Origin of the sequence: Kitasatospora sp. NPDC051702, from assembly GCF_040681575.1 — a bacterium.
Classification (GTDB): domain Bacteria; phylum Actinomycetota; class Actinomycetes; order Streptomycetales; family Streptomycetaceae; genus Kitasatospora.
Genome location: NZ_JBFAZB010000030.1, coordinates 1 through 24164, shown reverse-complemented (window position 1 = coordinate 24164; position 24164 = coordinate 1). Strand labels below are relative to the sequence as shown.

Here is a 24164-nt window from a genome sequence, read left to right as displayed (position 1 = left end):
GCCGGGTACGCTGCCGACCCATGGAGCAGCTCCCGCCCCCGGTCCTGGTCACCCGCCGCCTCGCGCCCGGGGTGATCGAACGGCTCACCGCGCACCACGCCGTCACCTGCCACGACTCCGACGAGGCGATGGACCGGGCCGGGCTGCTGGCCGCCGTCCGCGGCCGGCGGGCCGTGCTCACCACTCTCGACGACCGGGTGGACGGCGAGTTCCTGGACGCCGCCGGGCCGTCCCTCGCCATCGTGGCCAACCACGCGGTGGGGTACCACAACATCGACCTGGCCGCCTGCGCCGAACGCGGCGTCCTGGTCTCCCACACCCCCGGGGTGCTCACCACCGCCACCGCCGACATGGCCTGGGCGCTGCTGCTGGCCGCCACCCGCAGGCTCGGCGAGGGCGAGCGCCTGCTGCGCTCCGGCAGCCCCTGGACCTGGGCGCCGAACTTCCTGCTCGGCATGGAACTGGCCGGCACCCCGCTCGGCGTGCTCGGCATGGGCCGGATCGGGCAGGCGGTGGCCCGCCGGGCCCGCGCCTTCGACATGCCCGTCAGCTACCACAACCGCCGCGAACTCCCGCCCGAGCAGGCCGACGGCGCCGCCTGGCTGCCGCTCGAGGAGCTGCTCGCCGCCTCCACCGTGCTGGTCGTCACCGCCCCGCTCAGCGCCGCCACCCGACACCTCCTGGACGCCCGCCGGCTCGCCCTGCTGCCGCGCGGCGCCGTGGTGGTCAGCATGACCGCCGGGGTGGTGGACGAGGAGGCGCTCGCCGCCGCGCTGGAGTCCGGGGCGCTGTTCGCCGCGGCCGTGGACAACTTCGAGCACGAGCCGGCCGTCCCGTCCGCGCTGCTCGCCCAGGAGCGCGCGGTGCTCGCACCCCACCTGGGCAGCGCCACGGTCCGCACCCGGCAGGCGATGGGCGGCCTGGCGGTGGACAACGTGCTCGCCGTCCTCGGCGGGGGAGCGCCGGTCACCCCGGTGCCGGCCTGACGGGTGCCCGGCCCGGCGGGCACGGTCCCTGGCGGGCACGGGCCCCCGGCGGGCGCGGCCCCGACCGGGTCGGGGATCAGCCGGCCGCCCAGGCCAGGGCGGTGGTGAGCACCCGGAACGCCCCGAAGTGCGCGGCGCCGGGCTCCAGGAAGAGCTCGGCGCCCGGGATGTGGTCGGCCAGCCAGCGGGAGTGCTCGACCGGCGAGAACTGGTCGTCGGCGCCGTGCCACAGCCAGGCCGGCACCGCGACGTCCTCGACCTTGAACCCCCAGTCGGCGGTGAAGGCCAGCACGTCGTCGATCCAGCCGTCGGCGCCGTGCCGGAACGCCTCCCGGTAGTTGCTCTCCAGCATCCGCCGCAGCCCGCTGTCGGCCACCACCTCCCGGTCGGCGGGCGACAGTTCGGGCCGCAGGCCGTTCAGCAGCCGCACCGGGTCGTCCTTGATCTGGCGGGAGCGGAACTCCATCGCGTCGGCGATCCGGCCGTGCCCGCGCTCGGCCTCCTGGTAGGCGTGCACGTTGGACGGGGTCATCCCCGCGTACCAGTCCAGGCCGGCCGCGTTGTGCGGGGCCAGCCCGACCAGCACCGCCACCCGGCTGACCCGCTCCGGCAGCAGCGCCGCGCAGGCCAGCGCGTGGGGTCCGCCACCGGAGCGGCCGAGCACCGCGAAGCCGTCCAGGCCCAGGTCGTCCGCGATGGTCCGCACGTCGGCCGCCGCGGCGCTCACCCGGCGGCCGAACAGCCGGGTGGAGTCGCCGTAGCCGGGCCGGTCGTAGGAGATCAGCCGGACGCCCAGCCGGTACAGCACGGTGCTGCGCGGGTGCGGCCCGACCCGGCTGCCGGGCATGCCGTGCAGCAGGAAGACCGGACGCCCGCGGGGGTCGCCCAGCGACTCCACGGCGAGCGCGCGGCCGTCCGCCGCCTTGACCATCCGTAACGACACCTGCGGCCTCCTCAGTGGTCCCGGTCGGTGGTGGTGCGGATCTCCCGGCGGGCTTGCCAGGTGGTGTGCTCGCGGGACACCGCGTCCTCGGCGTCCCGGGCCAGCCTGGCCCAGAGCTCCTCGGCGTCGTCCGAGGCCACGTCCAGCGCGGCCAGTTGGCGCCGGATCAGGTCCAGCTCGTCGGCGGCCAGCCCGTAGGCGGCGGCGAGCGGGCGGTACTGGCGCAGCTGGGCCCACGCGGTCACCGAGGCGGCCACCGCCGAGACCGTGCCCAGCGCGTCGTAGCCGAACGCGCCGAGCGCCCGCAGCACCGCGAGCACCAGCCCGAGCGCCGGGAGCACCACGCCCAGCACCCCGGCCACGTCGCCCGCCCGCGCGCAGTACCGGGCCTTGGCGCGGTACCAGTCGTGCTGGACCTGGATCCGCTCCCGCAGGTACACCTCGCGGCGCACCGCCAGCGGCTGCTCGCGCAGCCCGCGCATCGCCGCCGTGATGCCGGCCGGTCCGCCGGGGTCGGCGGGGTCGGCGGGGTCCGGGGGGTCGACGGGGTCCGGGGGCCGCTCCGCCGTCGCGACGGCGACCGGGCCGCCCCGGAAGGCGCCCAGCACCCGGTCGAGCTGGAAGCGGTAGAGGCCCTCGGCGTCCGGCAGGCTGCGCGGCGGCGGCTGGAAGGCGTCCGCCCGGACGGCGAACTTCCAGGCCAGCGTCTTGACCGACTCGGCGGCGGCCCGGCCCTCGTACCAGAGGCCCTGCGGGTTCTGCCGGCTGATCACCACCGCGAGGACGATCGCCCCCAGGTAGGCGACGGCCGCCGGCCAAGCCCACGGGGCGCCGTCGGCCGACCCGGTCGCGGCGGCGGCGACCAGCAGGAGCAGCTCCCAGGCGGAGAGCAGCACCGAGCGGCGCTGGCCGCGCAGCGAGGCCGCGTCGGCGGTCCAGAAGAACTCCGGCAGCAGCTCCCGCTCGCGCACCCGCCCCGCCCGTTCCGCCCCAGACGCCATGCTCGGCCCCCACCCGTCGCTCCGGTCGCACCGCTGTCCTGCCCCGGGCGGCTTCCCGGTACGCCTGGCCCGGTCCGGGGCGGCCCGCAATGGCCGGGAAGCCCCGGTGGTTGTCCGGGCCGGGTGCGTCCGGTGGCCGGACGGACACTCCGTGTCGCGGGGGGTGCCGGTGGCGTCGGCAGGTGTACGGCCGGCGGTCAGTAGGTGTAGAGGATCCGGTCGGCGTTGTCGGCCATCTGCTTGGCGTTCCACTCGGTGCCGCCCGGGACGTTCCCGGACCGGAACAGCGGCGGGGCGGCGGCGGTGCCGGCGGCCGCCGCGTCGGCCAGCCGGCCGACCGCGGAGGCGACCACGGCCTGCATCAGCGCGCTGGTCACGATGGTGGAGACCGGGCCGAAGGTGGTCTCGGCGGCCGGGTGGGTCAGCTCGCCGTCGCCGACCGCGATCTTGTTGTCCAGCACCACGTCGCAGTGGTCCTTGAGGTAGCTGCCGGACGGGTGCGCCGAGGGCACCTCGCCCGGGTAGGCGAGCGAGGTCACCCCGACCACCTTGAGGCCGCGCTCCCGGGCGTACCGGGCCAGCTCGACCGGCATCACCTGGCGGCCGGACAACGAGATCACGAACAGCAGGTCGCCGCCGGTGGCCGGGGTCAGGTCCAGCGTGGTGGTGGCCAGGCCGGAGACCCGCTCCAGCGCGCTGGACAGCGGCGCGGGCATCACCGTCACCCCGGCCATCCCCGGGACGTTCAGCAGGTTCACCGGGACCAGCCCGCCGGCCCGGTACACCACGTCCTGGGCGGCCAGCGCGGAGTGCCCGGCACCGAAGGTGAACACCCGGCGGCCCTCGGCGATCGCCTCCGCGAGCAGCTCCGCGGCGGCCTCGATGGCCTCGGCCTCCTCCTCGCGGACCCGCTGGAGGTGGGCGATCGCGGCGTCGAAGTACCGGCCGACCAGGTCGTTCATCTGTTGCCTCCGCTCTCTGCCGGTGGGGGAGCCGGCCGGGTGGGACGGCCGGAGTGGTCCGCACCGCCAGTGGAGAAAGCTACGGCGAGCACCGTGGCGCCCCGGCGGCACCGCTGTCAACAGGAACGAAAACCGCTCACCGGAGCCCCCGTGCGGGCCCGGTTGTCGGTCCGGTAGGTCAGAATTGGCGGTGAGGACACCGAAGAACGGAGCCAGCGGCGATGTCTGGGCTGATCGACACCACTGAGATGTACCTTCGCACCATCCTGGAACTGGAGGAAGAGGGCATCGTCCCGATGCGTGCCCGGATCGCCGAGCGACTGGAGCAGAGCGGCCCGACGGTCAGCCAGACGGTCGGCCGGATGGAGCGGGACGGGCTGCTCCAGGTCGCCGGGGACCGCCACCTCGAACTCACCGAGGACGGCCGCCGGCTCGCCGTGCGCGTGATGCGCAAGCACCGGATCGCCGAGTGCCTGCTCGTCGACGTGATCGGCCTGGAGTGGGAGCAGGTGCACGAGGAGGCCTGCCGCTGGGAGCACGTGATGAGCGAGACGGTCGAGCGCAAGGTGCTCGCCATGCTCGGCCACCCGACCCAGTCCCCGTACGGCAACCCGATCCCGGGCCTGGACGAGCTGGGCGACGCCAAGGCCGAGGGTGAGGGCTTCGACGCGGCGCTCGTCCCGCTGGACACCGTCCGCCCGGGCGACGAGGGTGCCAGCGTCGTGGTCCGCCGGATCGGCGAGCCGATCCAGACGGACGGCGAGCTGATGCGCACGCTGCGCCGGGCCGGGGTCCGGCCGGGCTCCACCGTGCAGGTCAGCGCCGGCGTCGGCGGGGTGCTCGTCGGCACCGGCGAGCACGCGGCCGAGATCGGCAAGGACATCGCCCAGCACGTGTTCGTCGCCCAGGCCTGAGGCGCCCCCCAGGACGCCCGCCGGTCTCCCGGCCGGAGCGCCGGCCGGAGCGCGCCGAACGGCGCCGGGCACAACGAGAGGGCCCGCTGCTCCCCGTGCAGCGGGCCCTCTCGCCCTCCCCGTCCCTCCCGTCCCCTCCGCTCCCTCCCGTCCCCTCCACCGCCCCGCCCGGCTTCCCCGTCCGAGCGCTCCCTCCGGCGTCCCCTCGCACCGCAAATCCTCCCCTCGGCCGATCATGGCAATCCTTGAGCGTTGTCACTCGTCCGAGGGGCTTTCGCCGTTGACCAGCGGGTAGACCGAGGCCTTATCCGCCCCTGCGTGTGACGGGCCCCGTCTCCGGTGGGAGACGGGGCCCGTCAGTCGCGCGCGGGGTGTCGCGCGTCGCGCGCCCTCACCCGATAGGCGTAGGGCCGCCGTTCCGCGGGCGGTGGACCGCCGCGTCCGTCCGGCGTACCGCCGCCGCGCCCGACCGGCGCGGCGGCCCGGTGCACCGGGGCTCCGAACCGGCTCAGCGCACCGCCGCCGGCTGGGCGGGCTGGGGCCTGGCGGCGGCCGGCGCCTCGCGCCCGCAGGCGTAGGCGAGCGGGCTGATCAGCTCGGCGGCGTCCGGCAGCCAGCGGTTGAGCGCCGAGGGCGAGCGGGCCCACTGCGCGTAGCCGGTGCCCCCGATCCGGGACGGCGGGGCGACCGTCCAGTCCCCCTCGCCGCGGGCGACCAGGTCCAGCCGCCCGGGCGGCCAGCCGAGCTTGCGGAGCATCTCCGGCAGCTTGGCCGCGACCCCGGGCAGTACCAGGAAGTGCAGCCGCCGACCGATCCGGCCGGGCGCGGCGGGCAGCACCGCCACCGGGCCCAGCTGCAGGTCCATCCGCTCCATCCGCGCCAGTGCCAGGCACCCGGCCGTCTCCGGGACGTCCAGGACGTCGAAGGACCGGCCGGTGGGCAGCAGGATCGAGGCCTGCGGCCGCTCGGTCCACCAGCGCCGCACCGCGCCGGGCCCCGCGCTCGCCTTGCGGGCCCAGTCCGCGTCCAGCGGGTGGGCCCCCGGCAGCGGGCAGCGCGGGTCGCCGCAGGAGCAGCGGGCGGGCCCGTCGCCGTCGATCAGCCAGGCACCCGGGGCCACCTCCCAGTGGCGGGTCTCGGCGTAGCCGACGGCTTCGATGAGCAGCGGGGGCAGTCCGGCGTTCTTGCCCTGGTCGGGGGAGTCGGGGATGTCTTCCACGCGCTGCTCAACTACCGTGTGTGAGGCTGGTTACGGCCCGGTGCCAGCCGGTTGGGCGCATCCCGGCAATGTCACCCGATCCGGTTACCCGACCGAGTTGGGGCGGGCGGGGGTGGGCGCAGTGGGGGCGCACGGGAGCATTTCCCAGGGCGCGTGGGGGGTGCGGTTCGTCACCGTGGGTATCCCGCTGGCGTTGCTGATCGCTAACCTTGTGTCAGATTCCTTGGACGGTCGGACAGTCGGCAACAGATCAGCAGAAGCGTCGCCCGCCGGCCGGGACCGGAGGGTGTGGGGAGGCGAAGCCCAATGGCCGCGAGACCACTCGTCGCACGACAGCCCAACGAGCGTCTGCAGCAACTGATCCAGGAGGCCAGCTGCTCCAACGCGGGCCTCGCCCGCAGGGTCAACCTCTGCGGCGCCGAACACGGCCTGGACCTGCGCTACGACAAGACCTCTGTCGCCCGCTGGCTGCGCGGGCAGCAGCCGCGCGGGCAGGCGCCGGCCGTGATCGCCGAGGCGCTCGGCCGCAAGCTCGGCCGCAGCGTGTCGGTCGAGGAGATCGGCATGGCGGACGGCAAGAACCTCAGCTCCGGCATCGGGCTGCAGTTCGCGCCGACCCTGAACGCCGCGCTGGAACAGGTCTGCGAGCTGTGGCGCAGCGACGTCGGCCGGCGGGACTTCCTGACCGGGGCGACGGTCGCGGCCTCCGCCCTGGTGGAGCCCAGCCGCGACTGGCTGATCACCCCGCCCGACCCGGTGGTGGCCCGCACCGGCGGCCCCCGGGTGGGCCCGACCGACGTGGCCGCGATCAAGGCCACCACCACCATGCTGGTCGACCTGGACCACCGCTTCGGCAGCGGTCACGTCCGCCCGGTCGTGGTGCACTACCTCAACTCGGTGGTCTCCAGCCTGCTCGGCGGCGCCTACCGGGAGGAGACCGGGCGCCAACTCTTCGCCGCCGTGGCCAGGTTGACGGAACTGGCCGGCTACATGGCGGTGGACACCGGGCAGCCCGGGCTGGCCCAGCGGTACTACATCCAGGCGCTGCGCCTCGCCCAGGCGGCCGACGACCGCGGCTACGGCGGCTACGTGCTGGCGGCCTCGATGAGCCACCTGGCGGCCACCCTCGGCAACCCGCGGGAGATCGCCCAGCTCGCCCGCGCCGCCCAGGAGGGCGCCCGCACGGTGGCCACCCCGACGGCGATGGCCATGTTCTACGCCGCCGAGGCCCGCGGCCACGCCCTGCTCGGGGACGCCCGCTCCTGCGAGGCGGTCGCGGCCAAGGCGCTGGAGATGATGGAGAAGCGCCGCCCGGAGGACGACCCGGACTGGATCGTCCACTTCGACGACGCCTACCTGGCGGACGAACTGGCCCACTGCCACCGCGACCTGGAACAGGCGGGGCAGGCCGAGCACTACGCCCGCCGGGCGCTCGACCTGCACCCGCCGACCCGGGTCCGCCGCCGCGCGGTCGACCTCGTGCTGCTCGCCACCGCGCAGCTGCAGCAGCGGGACCTCGAGCGGGCCTGCGAGACGGGGGCGCAGGCGGTCCGGCTGCTGAGCGGGCTGCGGTCCAACCGCGGCGTGGAGTACCTGGACGAGTTCCGGCGTCGCCTGGAGCCGTACCGGGAGCAGCGGGTGGTCCGCGAGTTCCACGCCCGGGCGGACGCGGAGGCCGCCTAGGGGCGTGTCTTTCGGATCACGCCAGGCGGGCGCCGCCGGGGCACGCACCTCGCCGGCTTCTCGTCAGTCGCCGATGCTCCGCATGGACTCCCTCCTCGGCGCCGCCGATGCACGCACCCCAACGACGCCCGCTGATCCGACGTGATCCGAAAGACACGCCCTAGGGGCGGAGCAGCCGGTGGACGCGGAGGCGGGGCCCAGGGGCCGTCCGGCGAGGCTCTGAGCCCCGGGTCCGGGGGCTGTGAGGGGAGTGTGTGAGGGATGTCCCGCCCGCGTGGCCACCCGGTTCGGCGAACCGGTAGCGTGGGCGTGACGTCCAAGGAACTGTGATGCTCCCAAGAACCGACGAGATGTGGTCCGCCGTCAGCGCGCGGTCGTGCACAGGTGAGGAATCGCGTTGAGCCAGCGCCGCTCGTACCCCAACTCGGGTGACTTCAACCTGGACGACCTGTTCCGCCCCGAGCCCGGCCAGCAGCCCCAGGGGCAGCCGGGCCAGCCTGGCCACCCGCAGAACCAGGCGCCGGTGCCGCCGGTGGGCCAGCCCTCCGGGCAGCCGGAGTACCTCGGCGACGGCGCGCACGCGCTGCCGACCCAGGCCATGCCGGCCCAGCAGCCCCCGTGGGCCGGTGCGCCGCAGCCCGGCTACGGCGTCCCGCAGCAGGACCACGCGCCGGAGACGCAGCACCTCCCGCCGTACCCGGTCGCGGACCCGCGGGGCGGCGGCTACCCGGCTCAGCAGGCCCAGCCCGGCTACCCGCAGCAGCACCAGCCCGCCCCGGGCGGGTACGGCTACCCGCCGGCGGGCCAGCAGGTCGTGCCGCAGCAGGCCGCACCGGGCTACCAGGACCAGGGCTACGGGCAGGGCTTCGAGGCCACCCAGGCGGTGCCGTCGGCGGCGCCGGCGGCGCGGGCCCGCGGCGGCCGCCCCTCCAACAAGCTGGTCATCGGCGGTGTGCTGGCGGGCCTCGCGGCGGCCGGCGTGCTGGTCGCGGTCCTGATGAACGGGGACGACACCGCCTCCGGCGGCGACAAGAAGACCGGCACGGTTGCCGCCACCGGCAGCACCGCACCCGGCACGGCGAGCGCCAGCGGCTCGGGCGCGGCCGTCGACCCGGACGTCAAGGCCCAGGCGCAGCCGCTGTCGGACCTGCTGGGCACGGCGAGCGACAGCCGCTCGGCGGTGGTCGGCGCGGTCTCCTCGGTGCAGAAGTGCGACAAGCTGCCCGAGTCGCAGCAGGCGCTCAGCGGCGCGGCCGGCAAGCGGCGCGAGCTGCAGACGAAGCTCGGCCAGCTGAAGACGGACAAGCTGCCCGGCGGCCAGCAGCTGGTCGACCAGCTCAACGCGGCCTGGACGGCCTCGGCGCAGGCCGACGACGAGTACGCGGCCTGGGCCGGCGACTCCCAGGCCCCGGGCGCCTGCGACCCGAAGAAGCAGGACAACCAGCACTACAAGAACGCCGTGCAGGCCAGCGGCACGGCGACCACCGCGAAGAAGCAGGCCTCGGCGCTGTGGAACGCGATCGCCGTCCAGACCGGGCTGCCCAGCCGCGGCGACGGCGACCTCTGAGGACCCGGACGGACGGGCCGGGCGGGACTGCGCGGGGTCGGACGGCGCAGGGTCGGACGGCGCAGGGGCGGGCCGGAGCCCGCCCCCGTGTGCCGGTCAGGCCGGGGGTCTGCCCCCGGTGAGCACCCAGCGGACGTCCACGAAGCCCGGCTGCTGCAGGGTCATCCGGCCGCCCTTGACCACCTGGTAGGTGACCCAGGTGTTCACCAGCCGCGGGGACTCGGTGCTGGGCAGCATGTTGGTGGTGCCCCAGTTCAGCGGCGGGGTCAGACCGACGTCGATCCCCTCGCCGCTGTCCAGCAGCGCGGTGATGGTCTTCTCGGTGACCTGCTTGCCGGCGGCCGTGAGCTTCTCGACGACCATGCGGAACACCTCGTACGCGACCCAGGTGGTCTCTACCCCGGGGTCGGAGACGTCGATGGTGCGGCCGCCGGTGGTGTCGGCGCGCACCACCGCGCGCAGCCCGTCCCAGGTCTTGGCCGACTCCGGCGGGTACCAGCTGGTGACGTACGCGCCGGCCAGCGGGCCGGAGTCGCCGCCGGTGGAGTCGACCACCGACTGCTGCACGCTGCCGATCACCGAGGCGATCCTGGTGTTCTTCGGGTTCAGCCGGCGGTAGGAGTCCAGCAGGTTGCCGGTGGGCTCGGCGGCGAGGGCACTGGTGATGCAGTTCCCGGACTCGTCGCGGCCGATCGCCTTGCGGGCCACCGCGGTGTAGTCGGTGGACTGCTCGGGCGCCTTGACGTCGAGCAGCTTGATCCCGGCCGGCTTGAGCGCGTTGGCCAGGTAGCCGAGCAGGTTGTCGCCGGCCGGGGTGTCGGGGCGCACCAGCGAGACGGCCTTGCAGCCGGCCTCGACCAGCTGGCGGCCGCTGCCGCCGATCAGGGCGGGCATGCCGCCGTCCACCGGGTACGACAGCGGGCTGCTGAACTCCGGCTGGGAGAGGCCGTAGCCGCCGATCAGCGGGATGCCGGCGCGCTCCAGCGTCGGCATGAAGGCGTCGCCCCACTGGCTGTAGGAGCCGAGCACGGCGACGGCCTTGGCGTCCACCGCCTGCTGGGCGCAGGCCCGGGCACCGTCCGCGGTGTTGTGCTCGTTGCAGGTGATCACCTTCAGGCGGCGGCCGTTTAACCCGCCCTTGAGGTTGACGTCCTGGCCGACCGCCTCGGCGAGCGCGGTCATGCCCGGGCGGTCGGCGGACCCGGTGCCGGACGGGGCCCAGGTCATCACGGTGAGGTCGCCGCCGTTGGTGGAGGCGTCGGCCGGTCCGCCGCACGCGGAGGCCGAGAAGAGGGTGGGGATCAGGGCGGCCGCGGCGGCTGCCGCGGCGATCGGGCGGCGTCGTCTCGAGGCGTGGTGCCGGGCCTGGAACGCGTCCCTTCGGCTGGTCATCGGTCTTCCCTCTCTGGGCGCCATCCGGCGCACCGGATCCAGCCAAACGCCGGTGCCACACGTCGAGAGGGCCGAAGTGCGAACAGTCGGCAAACGGGGGCTGAAATCCGGACGGGTACGCGTGTAGATCGCGAGTGGAGCACGAACGGACCGGGAACGTACGATCGTTCTCCATGTCCGCCAGCACAGATTCTTCGCACCGGTCCGCCCGAAACCCTTCTCGTCCGGGCCACCGCTCCAGCACCATGGGCGGCATGCCGCTCAACGACCTGCCCTGGTGGCGCTGGCGAGCCCGACTCCGCTCGGCGCTGCACATGCTGTCCGACCCCGGGTTCCAGCACGAGACCTGGCTGACCGGCCGGGCCGGCTACGGGGACGTGACCGACGCCGTCTACCGGCTGGTCGAGGACACCTGGCTGGACCGCTGGTCGGCCGGGAAGTACGTGGGGACGATCTTCCGCGACGCCACCGAGGCGGCCCTGGTCGACGTCGCGGTGCTGAGGGTGGTCCACCTGCTGCACGAGGTCGGCGCGGACGCCCCGGCCTCCGCCTACCTCGGGCACCCCGGCTGGCCGGAGGCGGTCCGGGCGGCCCGTGAGGCGCACGTCGTGCTGGCGTCCAACGACGGGGACGACCCGGACGCGGCGCCCAAGTCGCTGGACGTGCTGCGCATCCTCACCCAGGTCTGAGCCCCGGGGCGCAGCCCGGGGCGGGGTCGGGCCGTGGCGGCGCCGTGGGCGGGCCGCGCCGTCGCGGCGCCGCGACCGGGCTCCTGAGCAGGGCCGTCCCGCAGTACGGGCAGCGGGGCGGCGAGTGTCCAGGATGTGACACGCTGGACCACCCACGCACGCCACGACCTCAGGACGGGATACCCCCAGTGGACCAGCAGCCGGCCAGCGCCCAGTACGTCCTCACGCTGTCCTGCCCCGACAAGCAGGGCATCGTCCACGCCGTCTCCAGCTACCTCTTCATGACCGGCTGCAACATCATCGACAGCCAGCAGTTCGGGGACGGCGACAGCGGGCTGTTCTTCATGCGGGTGCACTTCTCCGCCGTCGAGCCGGTCACCGCGGACAAGCTGCGGGCCAGCTTCGCCGCGATCGGCGCCTCGTTCGGGATGGACTGGCAGATCCACCCGACCGAGCAGCGGATGCGGATCGTCCTCATGGTCAGCAAGTTCGGCCACTGCCTGAACGACCTGCTGTACCGCACCCGGATCGGCGCCCTGCCGGTGGAGATCGCGGCGGTCGTCTCCAACCACACCGACCTGCGCGACCTGACCGAGAGCTACGGCGTCCCGTTCCACCACATCCCGGTCACCCGGGACACCAAGGCCGAGGCCGAGCAGCAGCTGCTGGACCTGGTCGCCAAGGAGGACGTCGAGCTGGTCGTGCTCGCCCGCTACATGCAGGTGCTCTCGGACCAGCTGTGCACCGCGCTGTCCGGCCGGGTGATCAACATCCACCACTCCTTCCTGCCGAGCTTCAAGGGCGCCAAGCCCTACCACCAGGCGCACGCCCGCGGCGTGAAGCTGATCGGCGCCACCGCCCACTACGTCACCGCCGACCTCGACGAGGGCCCGATCATCGAGCAGGAGGTGGCCCGGGTGACCCACGACACCACCCCGGACCAGCTGGTCGCGCTCGGCCGGGACGTCGAGTGCCAGGCGCTGGCCCGCGCGGTGAAGTGGCACAGCGAGCACCGGGTGCTGCTCAACGGCACCCGCACGGTGGTCTTCGCCTAGGCACTGCGGCGAGGGGCCAGGGGCCCAGGGTCCTGGCCGGCGGCCGGCCCACGGGCCTGCCGCCGCGGCCGCTCGCGCCGGCCGCGGCCCGGCGCTACGGCCGGGAGAGCAGCGGGAGGGCGTGCAGCACCTCGCGGATCGCGGCCCGGTCGCCGTGCTCGCCGACCGGAAGCCGGTCCGGGTCGCGGTGCGCGGCGGCGAGCTGGCAGAGCTCCAGGCCGTCCAGCACCATCGAGGCCACCGGCTCGCCGCCGGGCGGCCCCGCCTCCGGGCCGTCCAGGGGTATCAGCCATTCGCCGGCCGCCGGGCCGTCGACCACCAGGCGCAGCCGGCGGCCGCCCCGCTCCGGGCCGCTCGTGCCGGCCGGTGCCCCGGCGGTCGCCGCGGCGGGTCGGGCGGCGCGCAGACCGGCCAGGGCCTGCGGGAGCATCCGCACCGCCAGGTCCACCAGCTGCCGCAGGTGCTGGGGTGCGGGCGGCTCGTACGGGTAGGCGACCGCGCGGGCCACGTCCTCGCCGTGCACGTAGCACTCGAAGGCACGGTCGAGGAAGGCGTCGCGCAGCGGGAGGACGGCGAAGCCGTAGTCGACGGGGGTGTTGCCCTGCGGGGCGAGCGCGGCGGTGCGCACCAGCTCGTGGGTCTGCCGCCGCCACCGGGCGCGCACCGACTGGGGCGGGAGGTCGGCCTGCTCGGCGATCAGCCGGGCGGTGCGCCCGGTCACCCCGGCGAACCGGCCGCCCTGCGGCGGGACCCTGGGCGGCGGTGCGACCGCCTCCTGCGGCGGCACCCGCCGTTCGGCCGGGGGCGTCGCGGTGCCCGGGGCGGCGGGCACCGGGTCGGGCAGGCCGAGGGCCAGCGCCAGCCAGCCGTCCACGGCGGCGAGGTGGCCGAGGACCTCGGCCGGGCGCAGCCGCTCGACGCCGCCGTGCCAGGGCAGTTCGGCCACCTCCTGCCACTCCTCCGGGCCGAGGTCGCGCAGCAGCGCGTCGAGCTTGGCGGTCTCCGCGCCGTAGGGCATGCCCCAGACGGGAACGGGCAGTTCGGCCGGGCGGCGGGCCAGGCACCAGTCGAGCACCTGCTGGCGCAGCGGTCCGGGCTGGTCCAGCGGCTCGTCGAGGGCGAGCCAGCCGGCCGCCTCGCTCAGCCGGGCGGCCTCGTCGGCGCAGTCCGCGCAGCCGGGCAGGTGCTGCTCCAGCTCGGCGGACTCGTGGCCCTGGCAGGCACCGAGGGCCCAGGCCCCGAGCAGCGAGCGCAGGTCGTCGTGCCGGTCCCCGGTGCTCATGCGCCCCCGTTCCCGTGCTCGTCGCCGGGGCCGTCCCGGTGGCCGTCCGCCTCGTCCGCCTCGTCAGGCCCGTCAGGCCCGGCGGGCCGGACGTCCCGGTGGCCGTGGTCCTCGTCCTGGCGGGCGCGTTCGTCGGCCAGTTCGGTGGCCAGCAGCGACAGTCCGAGCCGCATCCGCTGCTTGGCGGCCTGCTCGGTGATGCCGAGCAGGCGGGCCGTCTCCTGGTAGGTGCGGCCGTCGTAGTACGTCACCGTGATGGTCTCACGCAGGGGTTGGGGCAGGGCGTCCACCACGTAGCGCACCCGCGCGGCGGTGGACACGGCGCGGATCTCGGCCTCGGCCGCGCCGCGGTCGGGTTCGCCGGCGTGGCCGTACTCGGCCGCCCGGCGCAGCCGAAGCCGGTCGACCGCCCGGCGGTGGGTGAGCGTGCCGAGCCAGGAGCGCAGTGAGCCCCGGGCCGGGTCGAAGTCCTCCGGGTGCTCCCAGACGTGGGCGAATATCTCCCGGGTGAGCTGGGCGGCGGCGGTCTCGTCGGCGAGTATCCGCCCGGCCAGGCCGTGCACCATCGGCGCGAGCTGGTCGTAGAGTTCGCCGAGCGCGGTCTCCTCGCCGCGGGCGAGGCGGTGCTGGAGCTGTTCGTCCCAGCGCGGTGCGCGGTCGGGGGCGGCCATCGGGAACCACCCTCCTGCCGGGTCCGCTGGCTTACCCAACGGTATCTTGCGGCCGCTCGGCGGTGGGAGGATTCCCCGAAGAACGGAACCGGGGCTCGCGGATCGTCACATGGTGGGACGGTCGGCTGGTGGGACGGTCCGTCGGGCGTTCCGCCGGAGCCGCTGTTCGAGCACCGGTGGACATATGTCGCACGGGTGGTTCGCGAGTGGCGGGCCGGGCGCGCGGGGCGTGCGGCGGTAGGTTCGCCACTGCGGGACCGGCGGGTCGGCCCGGGTCGGCCGAGTGCCGGTACGAGGCTCGCGAGAGTGAACGGGACAGTATGCACCGCGCTGTCCCCCGATCGCTGGAATATGCCCGAAGCGCTTGCTGCGGCCCGTCCGCCCACCCATCCTGAGGCGTATTCGAGTCGCGGCCAGTGCGCGACGGACGAGGTGGCGCGGGCGGACGGATCGGGTGAGCGCCGGGCGGGAGCCCGGGTGGGCCCGGCCGGCTCCGGGCGACGTGCGAGGCCCGCCGGCTGGATGATCCGGCCCGATCGGGACGATGGCCGAACTGCGAGTGCAGGTGGTGGAGCGGTGCAGGTTCTTCAGGTACAGCTGGCCGTGCAGGCGGACCCCGCAGAGGTCGGCCGGGCGCGCCGGTGGGTGCGCTCGCGGCTGCTGAACCACGGCGTCGACCCGGACGCGCCGATCGCCGAGACGGTGGTGCTGGTGGTCTCCGAGCTGGTGACCAACGCCGTGGTGCACACCGGGAGTCCGGCCGTGCTGCGGCTCTGCCTGCCGGTGGAGGACGGCCCGGCCGGCACCCCCGAGGCCCCGCTCTGTCCGCTCCGGGTGGAGGTGGCCGACGCGAGTCGGACGGCCCCGGCGCCGCGGCACGCGGGCGCGGACGAGGACGCCACCAACGGGCGCGGCCTGGAGCTGGTGGAGCTGCTCTGCGAGCGCTGGGGCTGGTACCCGGACGGCTCGGGCAAGCGGGTGTGGTGCGAGATCGGCGCGGACGCCCGGCCGGTGGACCCGATGGCCGGCGTGGACTGGGCGGCGCTGGCGCAGTAGCCGTGGGCGGTGGCGGCGGTGGCGGCGGTGGCGGCGGTGGCGGCGGTGGCGGCGGTGGCGGCGGTGGTGAACCGGGGCGCCGGTGTGCGCCGTTGATGCGCCGCCGGAGATCACCGGCTGAAAGTTGACGCAACCATTCCGAATTTCGGACTACCCATTGACGTGACGTATCCGACTGATCACGCTTGGGTGCAGCTCTTCGTTGCGAGGGGACGTCGAGGGAAGCCCGAACGCCGCCACGGTGCTGTTGTCCAGGGGGACCGCGCCAGCAGGGGGGCCGTGGAACGTCGGCCGCGGGCTGTCCTTGGCGAGTGCGGGGAGCACGACGCGGGTTCAGGGCCCGTGCGTCGCGATCGGATGGCGGTCTGCCGTGCCGCGCTCGGGGTGAGCACGGTCGGCCGCCATCCGATCCGCCGTGGTACTACGGCGCTTTCCGGCCACCCGGACCACACCCGGCTCACCGACCGCAGGGGTACCGTGCGTCACCCCGGAACGGTGCGGCGCTCCGGAGCCGCGCGTCACTCCGGAACGGCGCGTCACTCCGGAACGGCGCGTCACTCCGGAACGGCGCGTCACTCCGGAACGGCGCGTCACTCCGGAACGGCGCGGAAGGTCCGCCGGTACGCGCTCGGCGCGACGTCCAGGCGCCCGCGCAACTGGAGCCGGAGGGAGGCGGCGGTGCCGAATCCGGACTCCCTGGCGATCTGGTCGACGGTCAGGTCGGTGCGCTCCAGCAACTGCCGGGCCCGCTCGGTGCGCTGCACGGTGAGCCACTGGCCGGGGCTGGAACCGGTCTCCTCGCGGAAGCGCCGGGTGAAGGTCCGCACGCTCATGCCGGCCCGGTCGGCGAGCCGGCTCAGGGCCAGCGGCTGGTCCAGCCGCTCCAGCGCCCAGGCGCGCACCGCGGCGGTGCCCTGGCCGGTCGACTCCAGCGGACTCGGCGCCTCCACGTACTGCTTCTGGCCGCCCTCGCGCCACGGCGGCACCAGGCAGTTGCGGGCCACCGCGTTGGCCACCGCGCTGCCGTGGTCGCGGCGGACGACGTGCAGGCACAGGTCGACCCCGGCGGCCACCCCGCCGGAGGTGAGGACGTCGCCGTCGTCCGTGTAGAGGACGTCGGGGTCGAGCAGCACCTGCGGGAACAGCTCGGCGAAGCGCCGGGTGTAGCGCCAGTGGGTGGTGGCCGGCCGGCCGTCCAGCAGCCCGGCGGCGGCCAGCAGGAAGGAGCCGGTGCAGATCGACATCAGCCGGGTGCCGGGCCGGATCCGGGCCAGCGCGGCGGCGAGTGCGGGGGTGAAGGCGGCGTCGACGGTGGCCGGGCTGGAGTCGGCGGAGGCCGGGACCACCACGGTGTCGGCCCGTTCCAGCAGCTCCGGGCCGTGGTCGACGGCGATCCGGAAGTCCGCGCTGGTGGCGATCGGACCGCCGTCCAGGGTGCAGGTGGCGACCTGGTAGAGCGACTGCCCGAGCGGGTCCCTGGCGCCGCCGAAGATGCGGGCGGGGATGCCGAGTTCGAAGGCGATCACGCCGTCCAGGGCGAGTACCGCGACCAGGTGCGCCATGCCGTTCCCTCCGGTGCCGTGGTGGTCGGGCCAGCGTACGCCGGGCCGTGGCCCGATTCTTGCGAAACCTGTCATTCAGGCCACTCGTCGGGGCCCCGCGGCTTCGGGACACTCGTCCGCGTGACCGAACGCAACGTCCTCGCCCCCACGCCCGCCCCCGCCTCCGCCCCCGCCCCCGCCTCCGGGGGCCCGTCCGACCCCGCCCGCCCCACCCGCTTCCGGGTGCACTACGCCTGGGTGGTGGCCGGCGTCTCGCTGCTGGTCCTGCTCGGCTCGGCCGGCTTCCGGTCCACGCCCAGCCTGATGATGGACGCCCTGCACAACGAGTTCGGCTGGTCGGTCGCGACGATATCCAGCGCCACCTCCGTCAACCTGACCCTCTACGGCCTCACCGCCCCGTTCGCCGCCGCCCTGATGGACCGTTTCGGCGTCCGCCTGGTGGTGGTCTGCGCACTGCTGACCATCTCGGTCGGGTCCGGGCTCACCATGCTGATGCGCGAGCCCTGGCAACTCGTGCTCTGCTGGGGCGTCCTGGTGGGCCTGGGCAGCGGCTCGATGGCCGGCGCCTTCGCCACCACGATCACCGGCCGCTGGTTCCGCGCCCGGCAGGGCCTGGTCACCGGCGTGCTGACCGCCGCCGGGGCGGCCGGCAACCTGGTCTTTCTGCCGGTCGGCGCCTGGCTGGTCGAGCAGCACGGCTGGCGCTCGGCGGTGATCGTGGTCTCGCTCTCGGCCAGCGCGGTCGCCGTCCCGGTGCTGCTGCTGATGCGCGAACGCCCGGCCGACCTCGGCCTGCTGCCGTACGGCGAGACCGGGGAACTCCCCTCCCCGGCCGCCGGCGGCTCGGAGGGGACCGCGACGGCGACCGCTGCCGACGGCCGCGCCCTCGCCCGCACGCTGCGGGTGCTGCGGGAGGCCGCGCGCGGCCGGGCGTTCTGGCTGCTGGCCGGCTCCTTCGCGATCTGCGGTGCCACCACCGCCGGCCTGGTCGGCACCCACTTCATCCCGGCCGCCCACGACCACGGCATGCCGGTCACCACCGCGGCGAGCCTGCTCGCCCTGATCGGCGTCTTCGACGTGGCCGGCACCGTGTTCAGCGGCTGGCTCACCGACCGGGTCGACTCCCGGCTGCTGCTGGTCGTCTACTACGGGCTGCGCGGGCTCTCGCTGCTCCTGCTGCCGCAGCTGTTCGCGGGCTCGCTGGAGCCGCCGATCCTCGCCTTCGTCGTCTTCTACGGCCTGGACTGGGTCGCCACCGTCCCGCCGACCGTCGCGCTGTGCCGCCGGCACTTCGGCGAGGACGCCCCGATCGTCTTCGGCTGGGTGCTGGCCAGCCACCAGATCGGCGCCGCCGTGGTGGCCGGCCTGGCGGGCCTGGCCCGCGACGCGCTCGGGAACTACGACCTGACCTGGTACGGCGCCGGTGCGCTGTGCGCGATCGCGGTCGGGCTCTGCCTGGCCCTGCGGGGAGGGCGGACGGCCGCGCGGCCGGCTCCGGCGCTGTCCTGAGGCCGTCCACCGCCGCCCCGGCGCTGTCCCGAGGCCGTCCACCGCCACTCCGGAGCGGACCGCTAGGCTCCGCAACCATGGCGCTCATCTTCACCGTGGACCCGAAGCTCGACCCCGACCTGCGCACCGCCGTCGTCCGGCTGTGGACGGACGTCACCAATGCCGGCGGAGCGGTCGGCTTCGTGGCGCCGGTCACCGAGGAGGAGGTCTGGGACACCGCCGAGCAGCAGTTCGCCGGGGTGCGGCCGGACGGCCCGGACCGGATGCTGGTCGCCCACGAGAGCGGTACCGGCCGACTGGTGGGCGTGCTGTTCTTCGAGTCGATGCGCTTCGAGCTCATGGAGCACTGGCGGATGCTCAAGCGGGTCATGGTGCACCCCGACTTCCAGGGCCGCGGTTACGGCGCCGAGCTGCTGGCCGAGGCCGAGCGGGTGGCCCGCCGGTGGGGCCTGCAGTCGCTGCGGCTCACCGCGCGCGGCGGCCAGGGCCTGGAGGGCTTCTACGCCCGCAGCGGCTACCGGGAGGTCGGCCGGGTGCCGGCCGCGATCAGGGTCGCCCCCGGGGACGACCGCGACGACATCACCCTCTGGCTCGACCTGCGGTGATCCGGGCCGACGGCGGGCGGCGGCGGGCGGGGCGCGGACGCCCCCGGCCCCGCGCCGCCCGTCAGGCATGCTTCACTGGGAGACCGGCCCCCGCCCAGACCAGTGAAAAGGACGTGTTCCCGTGAGCAGCACCGGCCAGGAGAAGTCGCACGCCACGCTCCGCTACACCTCCCTGCGGGTCAGCATCTTCCTCGGCTGCCTGCTGGTCTCGCTGCTGCTCGGACACTTCGGGATCATCCCGGTCAGCGGCCAGGCCGGCGTGGTCTTCCTGTTCCTGCTGGCCGCGGTCGCCTCCGCGCCGCTGAGCTACGTGCTGCTGAGCCGCCAGCGCGACGAGATGTCCAGCCAGATCAGCGGCAAGGTCGAGGGCCTGCGCAGCCGTACCGCCGAGCGGATCGCCGCGCAGAACGCCGAGGAGGACGCCGCCGACGACGCCGCCCGCGCGGCCGCCGCCGGGCAGAGCTGACCCCGGCCGGACCAGCGACCGCAGCCCTCGTGCCCGCCTCCGCCACCTCCGGTTCGGGTTCCACCTCCGGTTCGGGTTCCGGCTCCGGCTCCGGTTCCGGTTCCGGGGCCGTTCCGCCCGAGCCGTCCTCCGCCGCGTCCGGCGACACCCCTGCCGGGCCGTCCACCGACACCTCCGCCGTTCCGGCCGTGCCGTCCGCCGTGCCGTCCGCCGTGCCGTCCGCCGACTCCCGTGCCGTTCCGGCCGCCGGGTCGTCGGCCGAGCCGCCGGGCAGCGGCGCCACCGGGACCTGGCCGGCCCCGGTCCGGCGGCCCACCGGCCGCGACGTGGCCAGGCTCGCGGGTGTCTCGCAGGCCACCGTCTCGCTGGTGTTCTCCGGTGCCGAGGCCGGTCGCCGGGTCTCCGACGCCACCCGGGAGCGGGTCCGGGAGGCCGCCCGCAGCCTCGGCTACCGCCCGCAGGCGGCCGGCCGTCAGCTGCGCCTGGGCCGCAGCGGGATGATCCTGCTGGCGGTGCCGAACATCCTCGGCCCGTTCTTCGGCCGGGTGCTAGAGGGCGTCCACGAGGAGGCCGGCCGGCACGGCCTGGCGGTGGTGGTCAGCTCCGGCTGGGGGAGCGCCACCCTCGCAGAGGCCGCCACCACCAGCCGCTTCGACGGCCTGCTGATCTGCTCCCCGGACGACAGCCAGCTCGGTGAGCTCCCCGCCGACACTCCCGCCGTATTCCTGGACGCCGACCCGGGCACCGACCGCGCCCGGCCGACCGTCGAGCTCGACGTCGCGGGCGGCATGCGCGCCGCCGTCGAGCACCTGGCCGCGCTCGGCCACCGCCGGATCGGGCGGCTGCGCTCGACCCACTCCGCGTACACCTTCCGGGTGCGGCAGGCCGCCTTCGAGCAGGCCGTCCGCGAACTCGACCTGGACGTGGTCGAGTTGGGGGTCAGTCTGAACGAGGGGCAGCCGGCCGCGCGGAGCGTGGCGCACCGCCTGCTGGAGCGCGCGGACCACCCGCGCGCGGTGGTCTGCGACGACGACGTGGTCGCCTCCGGGGTCTACCAGGCCGCCGCCGAGCGTGGGCTGCGGGTGCCCGGGGACCTGTCGGTGGTGGGCATGGACAACGTTCCGGTGGCGGCGCTGCTCGCCCCGCCGCTGACCACCGTGGACCTGCCCGGCGAAGAGCTGGGCCGGGTGGGGGTGGCGGCGCTGGCCGGCCTGCTGCGCGGGGAGCGGGTGGCGCCGGTCGCACCGCTGGCCACCTCGCTGGTGCTGCGCTCCTCCACGGCGCCGGCCCACGGCTGACTCCCGGGCGGGGCCGGCGTGATCCCGGGCGGACCGCTACGTGGACCTCGGCGTCGACCTCGGCGTGGAATTCCTACGTGGGTCCCGGCGTGGGCCCCGGTGTGGAGTCCGCCCGTCGATCGCAGCGGACGGCGGCCGGAGACGACCGCAGGGAAGCGGAAAAGGACCGCGCCCACCGGCCAGACCCCGGTGGGCGCGGTCGTCTACGGGGGCGCCTCAGCCCACCGGGACCGGCTGCGCCAGCGGCGCGACCGGTGCCGGGTGGAACCAGCGCCGGGCGCCGAACAGCAGCAGGCCGCCGAGCGCGATCCCGCCGGCCGCGCACAGCGCCACCGGGCGCAGCGAGTCCTCGGCGAGGTGTCCGGCCACCGCGTAGCCGAGCGAGTTGCCGGTGGCGAACAGCGTCACCAGCCAGGCGAACGCCTCGGTCACCGTCCCGGTCGGCGCCAGCTCGGCGACCAGCACGAACGCCGCCGCCAGCAGCGGGGCCAGCACGATCCCGGACAGGAAGGCCAGTGCGGCCATCGGGTACGGCCCGGGCAGCAGGACCAGCGGGAGGTAGGAGGCGGCCATGGCGAGCGCCATCACCCAGGTGCGGGTGGCGGTGCTGCTGCGCCACCGCACCGCGCCGTAGGCGAGCGCGCCGAGCAGGCCGCCGAGCGCGGCCAGTGCCAGCAGGGTGCCGGCCCCGCCGGGCAGCTCGCCGGCGTGGTGCTCCGCGTACGCGATGAACAGCACGTTCTGCGCGCCGACCGCCCAGCCGGCGCCGGCCAGTCCGACCAGCAGCAGCACCAGGCCGGGGGAGCGCAGCGGCCCGAGCAGGCCGGCGGAGTGCTCCCGGGCCGGGGCGCGCCAGGCCCGGGCGGGGGCGGTGGTGGAGACGATCAGCGCGCCGGCCAGGCCCAGGCCGGCGGCCACCCAGAGCGCGGCGACCGGGCTGAACAGCCCGGCGATGCCGGCGACGGCCAGCGGGCCGGCCACGTAGAGGATCTGCTGGGAGGCGGAGTCGAAGGCGTAGGCGGTGTCGAGCTGCTCCTCCTCCACCACCTCGGGCCAGAGCGAGCGCAGGCAGGGTTCGAGCGGGGGCATGGCGAGTCCGGCGATCGCGGCGCCCAGCGGGGCGGCGAGGGCGGAGCCGGGGGCGAGGGCGAGCAGGGCGTAGCCGCCGCCGGCGACGACCGCGGAGGCGAGCAGGACGCGCGGCTGCCCGGTGCGGTCCACGACGCGTCCGAGCACCGGCCCGCCGACCGCGGCGGCGATCGCGTACGCGGCGGTGGCCAGCCCGATCCGCCCGTAGGGCGTGCCGGCCTCGCGCAGGGCGAGGGCGATGACCAGGGCGGTCATGCCGGCGGGCAGGCGGCCGAGCAGCGTGCCGAGGAGCAGGCGGCTGACGTGGGGGGCGCGGAGCAGGGCGAGGTAGCCCATCGGCGTCTTCTTCTCCGGTCTGGGCAGGCGGGGGCGGGGACAGGTCAAAGTTATACGTATAACTACCTGCGGTCAATCGAGCCGATCGGCGTTGACTGATGGGGCGTCAGCTTCGTTCGTGTCCGGATCTCGCCGCAACCTCAAACAACTACTTTGAACATCTCAAACCTTTGCTGCTAACGTGTCGGCCGTGACCACCTCAGACGCACCGCGGACGCACGGCCTGGGCTCGCTGCCCGGCGCCGCCCGCCCGTGCGCTCTGACCGGTGCTGTGGACAGCCCGCGCCGTTGTCGCGCCATGAGCTGTACGTCGGCGGCACGCCCCTGACCGGGGGTTCGTGACCTTCCTGTCCGGCCCCGCGCCGTGCCGCCTTCCCCGCCCCGCCCCGCCGTCAGCAACGCCCTCCCCCGGAGCCGCACCGTCATGTCCACAGCGCCCGAGGCGACCTCGTCGCCGTCCGTGCTCACCAAGATCCGAAAGACCCCGTTCTGGGTGCAGATCGTCGCCGGCCTCGTGCTCGGCGCCGGCCTCGGCTACCTGGCCCGGACCGCCGACATCTCCTGGCTGGCCACCACCCTGGAGACGATCGGCAAGATCTTCGTCCAGCTGCTCAAGCTGGCCGTCCCGCCGCTGGTGTTCACCGCGATCGTGGTGAGCGTCGCCAACCTGCGCAACGTCACCAACGCGGCCCGCCTGGCCACCCGCACCCTGCTCTGGTTCATGATCACCTCGCTGATCGCGGTGGCCATCGGCTTGGGCCTCGGCCTGCTGACCAACCCCGGCCGGGGCACCGACCTCAAGACCGAGGGCCTGAAGGCGCTCGACTCCAAGGGCACCTGGATCGACTTCCTGACCGGGATCTTCCCGACCAACATCGTCGACGCCTTCGCCAAGGTGAACGTCCTGCAGATCGTCTTCATGGCGGTCGTGGTCGGCGCCGCGATCATCAAGCTCGGCAGCCGGGCCGAGCCGGTCCTCAAGCTCAGCGAGTCCGTGCTGGAGCTGACCCAGACCGCCCTGTGGTGGGTCATCCGGCTCTCCCCGCTCGGCACCCTCGGCCTGATCGGCAAGTCCGTCGCCAAGTACGGCTGGGACCTGCTCAAGCCCTTTGCCACGCTGACCCTGGACGTCTACGTCGGCTGCGCGCTGGTGCTGTTCGTCGTCTACTCGCTGGTGCTCCGGTTCGCGGCCGGCCTCAACCCGGTGAACTTCTTCAAGGGCGCCTGGCCCGCCATCCAGCTGGCCTTCGTCTCGCGCTCCTCGGTCGGCACCCTGCCGGTCACCCGCCGGGTCACCGAGCGCCTCGGCGTCCCGAGCGAGTACGCGTCCTTCTCCGTGCCGTTCGGCGCCACCACCAAGATGGACGGCTGCGCCGCGATCTACCCGTCGATCGCCGCGATCTTCGTCGCCCAGGTCTACAACATCGACCTCGGCATCAAGGACTACGTGCTGATCGCCTTCGTCTCGGTCGTCGGCTCGGCCGCCACCGCGGGCCTCACCGGTGCGATCGTCATGCTGACGCTCACCCTCTCCACCCTGGGTCTGCCCCTGGAGGGCGTCGGCCTGCTGCTCGCCATCGACCCGATCCTCGACATGGTCCGCACCGCGACGAACGTCGCCGGCCAGGCGCTGGTGCCGGTCGTGGTCGCCGCGCGGGAGAAGATCCTCGACGTCGCCGCGTACAACGACCCGCCGGGCGACCTGTACGACGCCACCCCGGCGGCCGTGATCCCGGCGCAGGCGGGCAAGGAGGCGGCTCCGGCCGCGGTCTGACCCTCCGCAGGCTCGACGTCCACCCCGACCGGCCGCGCAGCCAGCGCGAGCAGGGCGGTCTCGCCCGAGTGGGAGAGGCTGAAGTGCAGCCCGTCCGCCCCCGCG

Annotated in this window: 21 protein-coding genes and 1 pseudogene; 12 read left to right on the top strand and 10 right to left on the bottom strand. The window is 74.9% G+C overall.

Annotation, left to right across the window (positions count from 1 at the left end):
* Nucleotides 1–20: 20 nt before the first annotated feature.
* Nucleotides 21–986 (top strand): D-glycerate dehydrogenase, encoded by a 966-nt coding sequence (locus AB0N04_RS23815; RefSeq protein ID WP_360212536.1) that lies wholly within the window; start codon nucleotides 21–23, stop codon nucleotides 984–986.
* Nucleotides 987–1062: 76 nt separating this feature from the next.
* On the opposite strand, the gene AB0N04_RS23810 is transcribed toward AB0N04_RS23815, so the two are convergent.
* The 3 genes from AB0N04_RS23810 to AB0N04_RS23800 all read right to left on the bottom strand — a co-directional run bounded on the left by AB0N04_RS23810 (nucleotide 1063) and on the right by AB0N04_RS23800 (nucleotide 3892).
* On the bottom strand, nucleotides 1063–1917 hold the full coding sequence (locus AB0N04_RS23810) for an alpha/beta hydrolase (protein WP_360212656.1): 855 nt from the start codon (nucleotides 1915–1917) through the stop codon (nucleotides 1063–1065).
* A 23-nt stretch (nucleotides 1918–1940) separates the two neighbouring features.
* The gene (locus AB0N04_RS23805) at nucleotides 1941–2930 is read right to left on the bottom strand and encodes a DUF4231 domain-containing protein (RefSeq protein ID WP_360212534.1); all 990 of its coding nucleotides are present in this window, start codon (nucleotides 2928–2930) and stop codon (nucleotides 1941–1943) included.
* Between the two features lie 197 nt (nucleotides 2931–3127).
* Nucleotides 3128–3892, bottom strand: a complete 765-nt coding sequence (locus tag AB0N04_RS23800) for a sugar isomerase domain-containing protein (RefSeq protein WP_360212532.1) — start codon at nucleotides 3890–3892, stop codon at nucleotides 3128–3130.
* Nucleotides 3893–4113: 221 nt separating this feature from the next.
* Between AB0N04_RS23800 and AB0N04_RS23795 the strand changes: the two genes are divergently transcribed.
* The gene (locus tag AB0N04_RS23795) at nucleotides 4114–4806 is read left to right on the top strand and encodes a metal-dependent transcriptional regulator (protein ID WP_360212530.1); all 693 of its coding nucleotides are present in this window, start codon (nucleotides 4114–4116) and stop codon (nucleotides 4804–4806) included.
* Between the two features lie 508 nt (nucleotides 4807–5314).
* On the opposite strand, the gene AB0N04_RS23790 is transcribed toward AB0N04_RS23795, so the two are convergent.
* Nucleotides 5315–6016 carry a bifunctional DNA primase/polymerase gene (locus AB0N04_RS23790; protein WP_360212654.1) on the bottom strand — a complete coding sequence of 234 codons (702 nt, stop codon included), beginning with the start codon at nucleotides 6014–6016 and terminating at the stop codon, nucleotides 5315–5317.
* A gap of 315 nt (nucleotides 6017–6331) precedes the next feature.
* Between AB0N04_RS23790 and AB0N04_RS23785 the strand changes: the two genes are divergently transcribed.
* Both AB0N04_RS23785 and AB0N04_RS23780 read left to right on the top strand, forming a co-directional pair.
* Nucleotides 6332–7708 carry a transcriptional regulator gene (locus tag AB0N04_RS23785; protein ID WP_360212528.1) on the top strand — a complete coding sequence of 459 codons (1377 nt, stop codon included), beginning with the start codon at nucleotides 6332–6334 and terminating at the stop codon, nucleotides 7706–7708.
* A 397-nt stretch (nucleotides 7709–8105) separates the two neighbouring features.
* Complete coding sequence (locus AB0N04_RS23780) at nucleotides 8106–9275, top strand: hypothetical protein (protein WP_360212526.1); 1170 nt, start codon at nucleotides 8106–8108, stop codon at nucleotides 9273–9275.
* A 96-nt stretch (nucleotides 9276–9371) separates the two neighbouring features.
* Here AB0N04_RS23780 and AB0N04_RS23775 read toward each other — a convergent pair whose 3' ends face one another.
* A complete protein-coding gene (locus tag AB0N04_RS23775) occupies nucleotides 9372–10667 on the bottom strand; it encodes an ABC transporter substrate-binding protein (protein WP_360212524.1) in 1296 nt (431 codons plus the stop codon).
* A 173-nt stretch (nucleotides 10668–10840) separates the two neighbouring features.
* Between AB0N04_RS23775 and AB0N04_RS23770 the strand changes: the two genes are divergently transcribed.
* Nucleotides 10841–11356 carry a hypothetical protein gene (locus tag AB0N04_RS23770; RefSeq protein ID WP_360212522.1) on the top strand — a complete coding sequence of 172 codons (516 nt, stop codon included), beginning with the start codon at nucleotides 10841–10843 and terminating at the stop codon, nucleotides 11354–11356.
* Nucleotides 11357–11535: 179 nt separating this feature from the next.
* Nucleotides 11536–12411 carry a formyltetrahydrofolate deformylase gene (gene purU, locus AB0N04_RS23765; protein WP_360212652.1) on the top strand — a complete coding sequence of 292 codons (876 nt, stop codon included), beginning with the start codon at nucleotides 11536–11538 and terminating at the stop codon, nucleotides 12409–12411.
* 94 nt (nucleotides 12412–12505) lie between these two features.
* On the opposite strand, the gene AB0N04_RS23760 is transcribed toward purU, so the two are convergent.
* Together AB0N04_RS23760 and AB0N04_RS23755 are read right to left on the bottom strand one after the other, a co-directional pair.
* Entirely contained in the window at nucleotides 12506–13693 is a 1188-nt protein-coding gene (locus AB0N04_RS23760) for an MDMPI N domain containing protein (protein ID WP_360212520.1), read from the bottom strand.
* Nucleotides 13690–14364: a sigma-70 family RNA polymerase sigma factor gene (locus AB0N04_RS23755; protein WP_360212518.1), complete on the bottom strand. Its 675-nt coding sequence runs from the start codon at nucleotides 14362–14364 to the stop codon at nucleotides 13690–13692. Before AB0N04_RS23755 ends, AB0N04_RS23760 begins: the two co-directional genes overlap by 4 nt.
* A gap of 576 nt (nucleotides 14365–14940) precedes the next feature.
* Here AB0N04_RS23755 and AB0N04_RS23750 point away from each other — a divergent pair.
* The gene (locus tag AB0N04_RS23750; RefSeq protein ID WP_360212516.1) at nucleotides 14941–15420 is read left to right on the top strand and encodes an ATP-binding protein; all 480 of its coding nucleotides are present in this window, start codon (nucleotides 14941–14943) and stop codon (nucleotides 15418–15420) included.
* Between the two features lie 590 nt (nucleotides 15421–16010).
* Here AB0N04_RS23750 and AB0N04_RS23745 read toward each other — a convergent pair.
* The gene (locus tag AB0N04_RS23745; RefSeq protein ID WP_360212514.1) at nucleotides 16011–16982 is read right to left on the bottom strand and encodes a helix-turn-helix domain-containing protein; all 972 of its coding nucleotides are present in this window, start codon (nucleotides 16980–16982) and stop codon (nucleotides 16011–16013) included.
* Between the two features lie 120 nt (nucleotides 16983–17102).
* Between AB0N04_RS23745 and AB0N04_RS23740 the strand changes: the two genes are divergently transcribed.
* From AB0N04_RS23740 to AB0N04_RS23725, 4 genes are all read left to right on the top strand, one after another.
* Nucleotides 17103–18491, top strand: a complete 1389-nt coding sequence (locus tag AB0N04_RS23740) for an MFS transporter (RefSeq protein WP_360212512.1) — start codon at nucleotides 17103–17105, stop codon at nucleotides 18489–18491.
* A 77-nt stretch (nucleotides 18492–18568) separates the two neighbouring features.
* Entirely contained in the window at nucleotides 18569–19096 is a 528-nt protein-coding gene (locus AB0N04_RS23735) for a GNAT family N-acetyltransferase (RefSeq protein ID WP_360212510.1), read from the top strand.
* 121 nt (nucleotides 19097–19217) lie between these two features.
* The gene (locus AB0N04_RS23730) at nucleotides 19218–19562 is read left to right on the top strand and encodes a DUF4229 domain-containing protein (RefSeq protein ID WP_360212508.1); all 345 of its coding nucleotides are present in this window, start codon (nucleotides 19218–19220) and stop codon (nucleotides 19560–19562) included.
* Between the two features lie 29 nt (nucleotides 19563–19591).
* Complete coding sequence (locus AB0N04_RS23725; RefSeq protein ID WP_360212506.1) at nucleotides 19592–20860, top strand: substrate-binding domain-containing protein; 1269 nt, start codon at nucleotides 19592–19594, stop codon at nucleotides 20858–20860.
* Nucleotides 20861–21076: 216 nt separating this feature from the next.
* On the opposite strand, the gene AB0N04_RS23720 is transcribed toward AB0N04_RS23725, so the two are convergent.
* Nucleotides 21077–22285: an MFS transporter gene (locus AB0N04_RS23720; RefSeq protein ID WP_360212504.1), complete on the bottom strand. Its 1209-nt coding sequence runs from the start codon at nucleotides 22283–22285 to the stop codon at nucleotides 21077–21079.
* A gap of 424 nt (nucleotides 22286–22709) precedes the next feature.
* On the opposite strand from AB0N04_RS23720, the gene AB0N04_RS23715 reads away from it, so the two are divergent.
* Nucleotides 22710–24059 carry a dicarboxylate/amino acid:cation symporter gene (locus AB0N04_RS23715; protein ID WP_363365217.1) on the top strand — a complete coding sequence of 450 codons (1350 nt, stop codon included), beginning with the start codon at nucleotides 22710–22712 and terminating at the stop codon, nucleotides 24057–24059.
* 11 nt (nucleotides 24060–24070) lie between these two features.
* Here the strand turns inward: AB0N04_RS23715 and AB0N04_RS23710 are convergent.
* Nucleotides 24071–24164 (bottom strand): annotated as a pseudogene (locus AB0N04_RS23710) (4-phosphopantetheinyl transferase); the annotation flags it as partial.

Excerpts from the sequence above, each read along its gene's own strand:
- AB0N04_RS23815 (WP_360212536.1), top strand. The coding sequence starts at position 21 with ATGGAGCAGCTCCCGCCCCCGGTCCTGGTCACCCGCCGCCTCGCGCCC.
- AB0N04_RS23755 (WP_360212518.1), bottom strand. The coding sequence starts at position 14,364 with ATGGCCGCCCCCGACCGCGCACCGCGCTGGGACGAACAGCTCCAGCAC.
- AB0N04_RS23810 (WP_360212656.1), bottom strand. The coding sequence starts at position 1,917 with ATGGTCAAGGCGGCGGACGGCCGCGCGCTCGCCGTGGAGTCGCTGGGC.
- AB0N04_RS23720 (WP_360212504.1), bottom strand. The coding sequence starts at position 22,285 with ATGGGCTACCTCGCCCTGCTCCGCGCCCCCCACGTCAGCCGCCTGCTC.
- AB0N04_RS23760 (WP_360212520.1), bottom strand. The coding sequence starts at position 13,693 with ATGAGCACCGGGGACCGGCACGACGACCTGCGCTCGCTGCTCGGGGCC.
- AB0N04_RS23805 (WP_360212534.1), bottom strand. The coding sequence starts at position 2,930 with ATGGCGTCTGGGGCGGAACGGGCGGGGCGGGTGCGCGAGCGGGAGCTG.
- AB0N04_RS23745 (WP_360212514.1), bottom strand. The coding sequence starts at position 16,982 with ATGGCGCACCTGGTCGCGGTACTCGCCCTGGACGGCGTGATCGCCTTC.
- AB0N04_RS23715 (WP_363365217.1), top strand. The coding sequence starts at position 22,710 with ATGTCCACAGCGCCCGAGGCGACCTCGTCGCCGTCCGTGCTCACCAAG.
- AB0N04_RS23770 (WP_360212522.1), top strand. The coding sequence starts at position 10,841 with ATGTCCGCCAGCACAGATTCTTCGCACCGGTCCGCCCGAAACCCTTCT.
- AB0N04_RS23785 (WP_360212528.1), top strand. The coding sequence starts at position 6,332 with ATGGCCGCGAGACCACTCGTCGCACGACAGCCCAACGAGCGTCTGCAG.
- AB0N04_RS23800 (WP_360212532.1), bottom strand. The coding sequence starts at position 3,892 with ATGAACGACCTGGTCGGCCGGTACTTCGACGCCGCGATCGCCCACCTC.
- AB0N04_RS23735 (WP_360212510.1), top strand. The coding sequence starts at position 18,569 with ATGGCGCTCATCTTCACCGTGGACCCGAAGCTCGACCCCGACCTGCGC.
- AB0N04_RS23775 (WP_360212524.1), bottom strand. The coding sequence starts at position 10,667 with ATGACCAGCCGAAGGGACGCGTTCCAGGCCCGGCACCACGCCTCGAGA.
- AB0N04_RS23795 (WP_360212530.1), top strand. The coding sequence starts at position 4,114 with ATGTCTGGGCTGATCGACACCACTGAGATGTACCTTCGCACCATCCTG.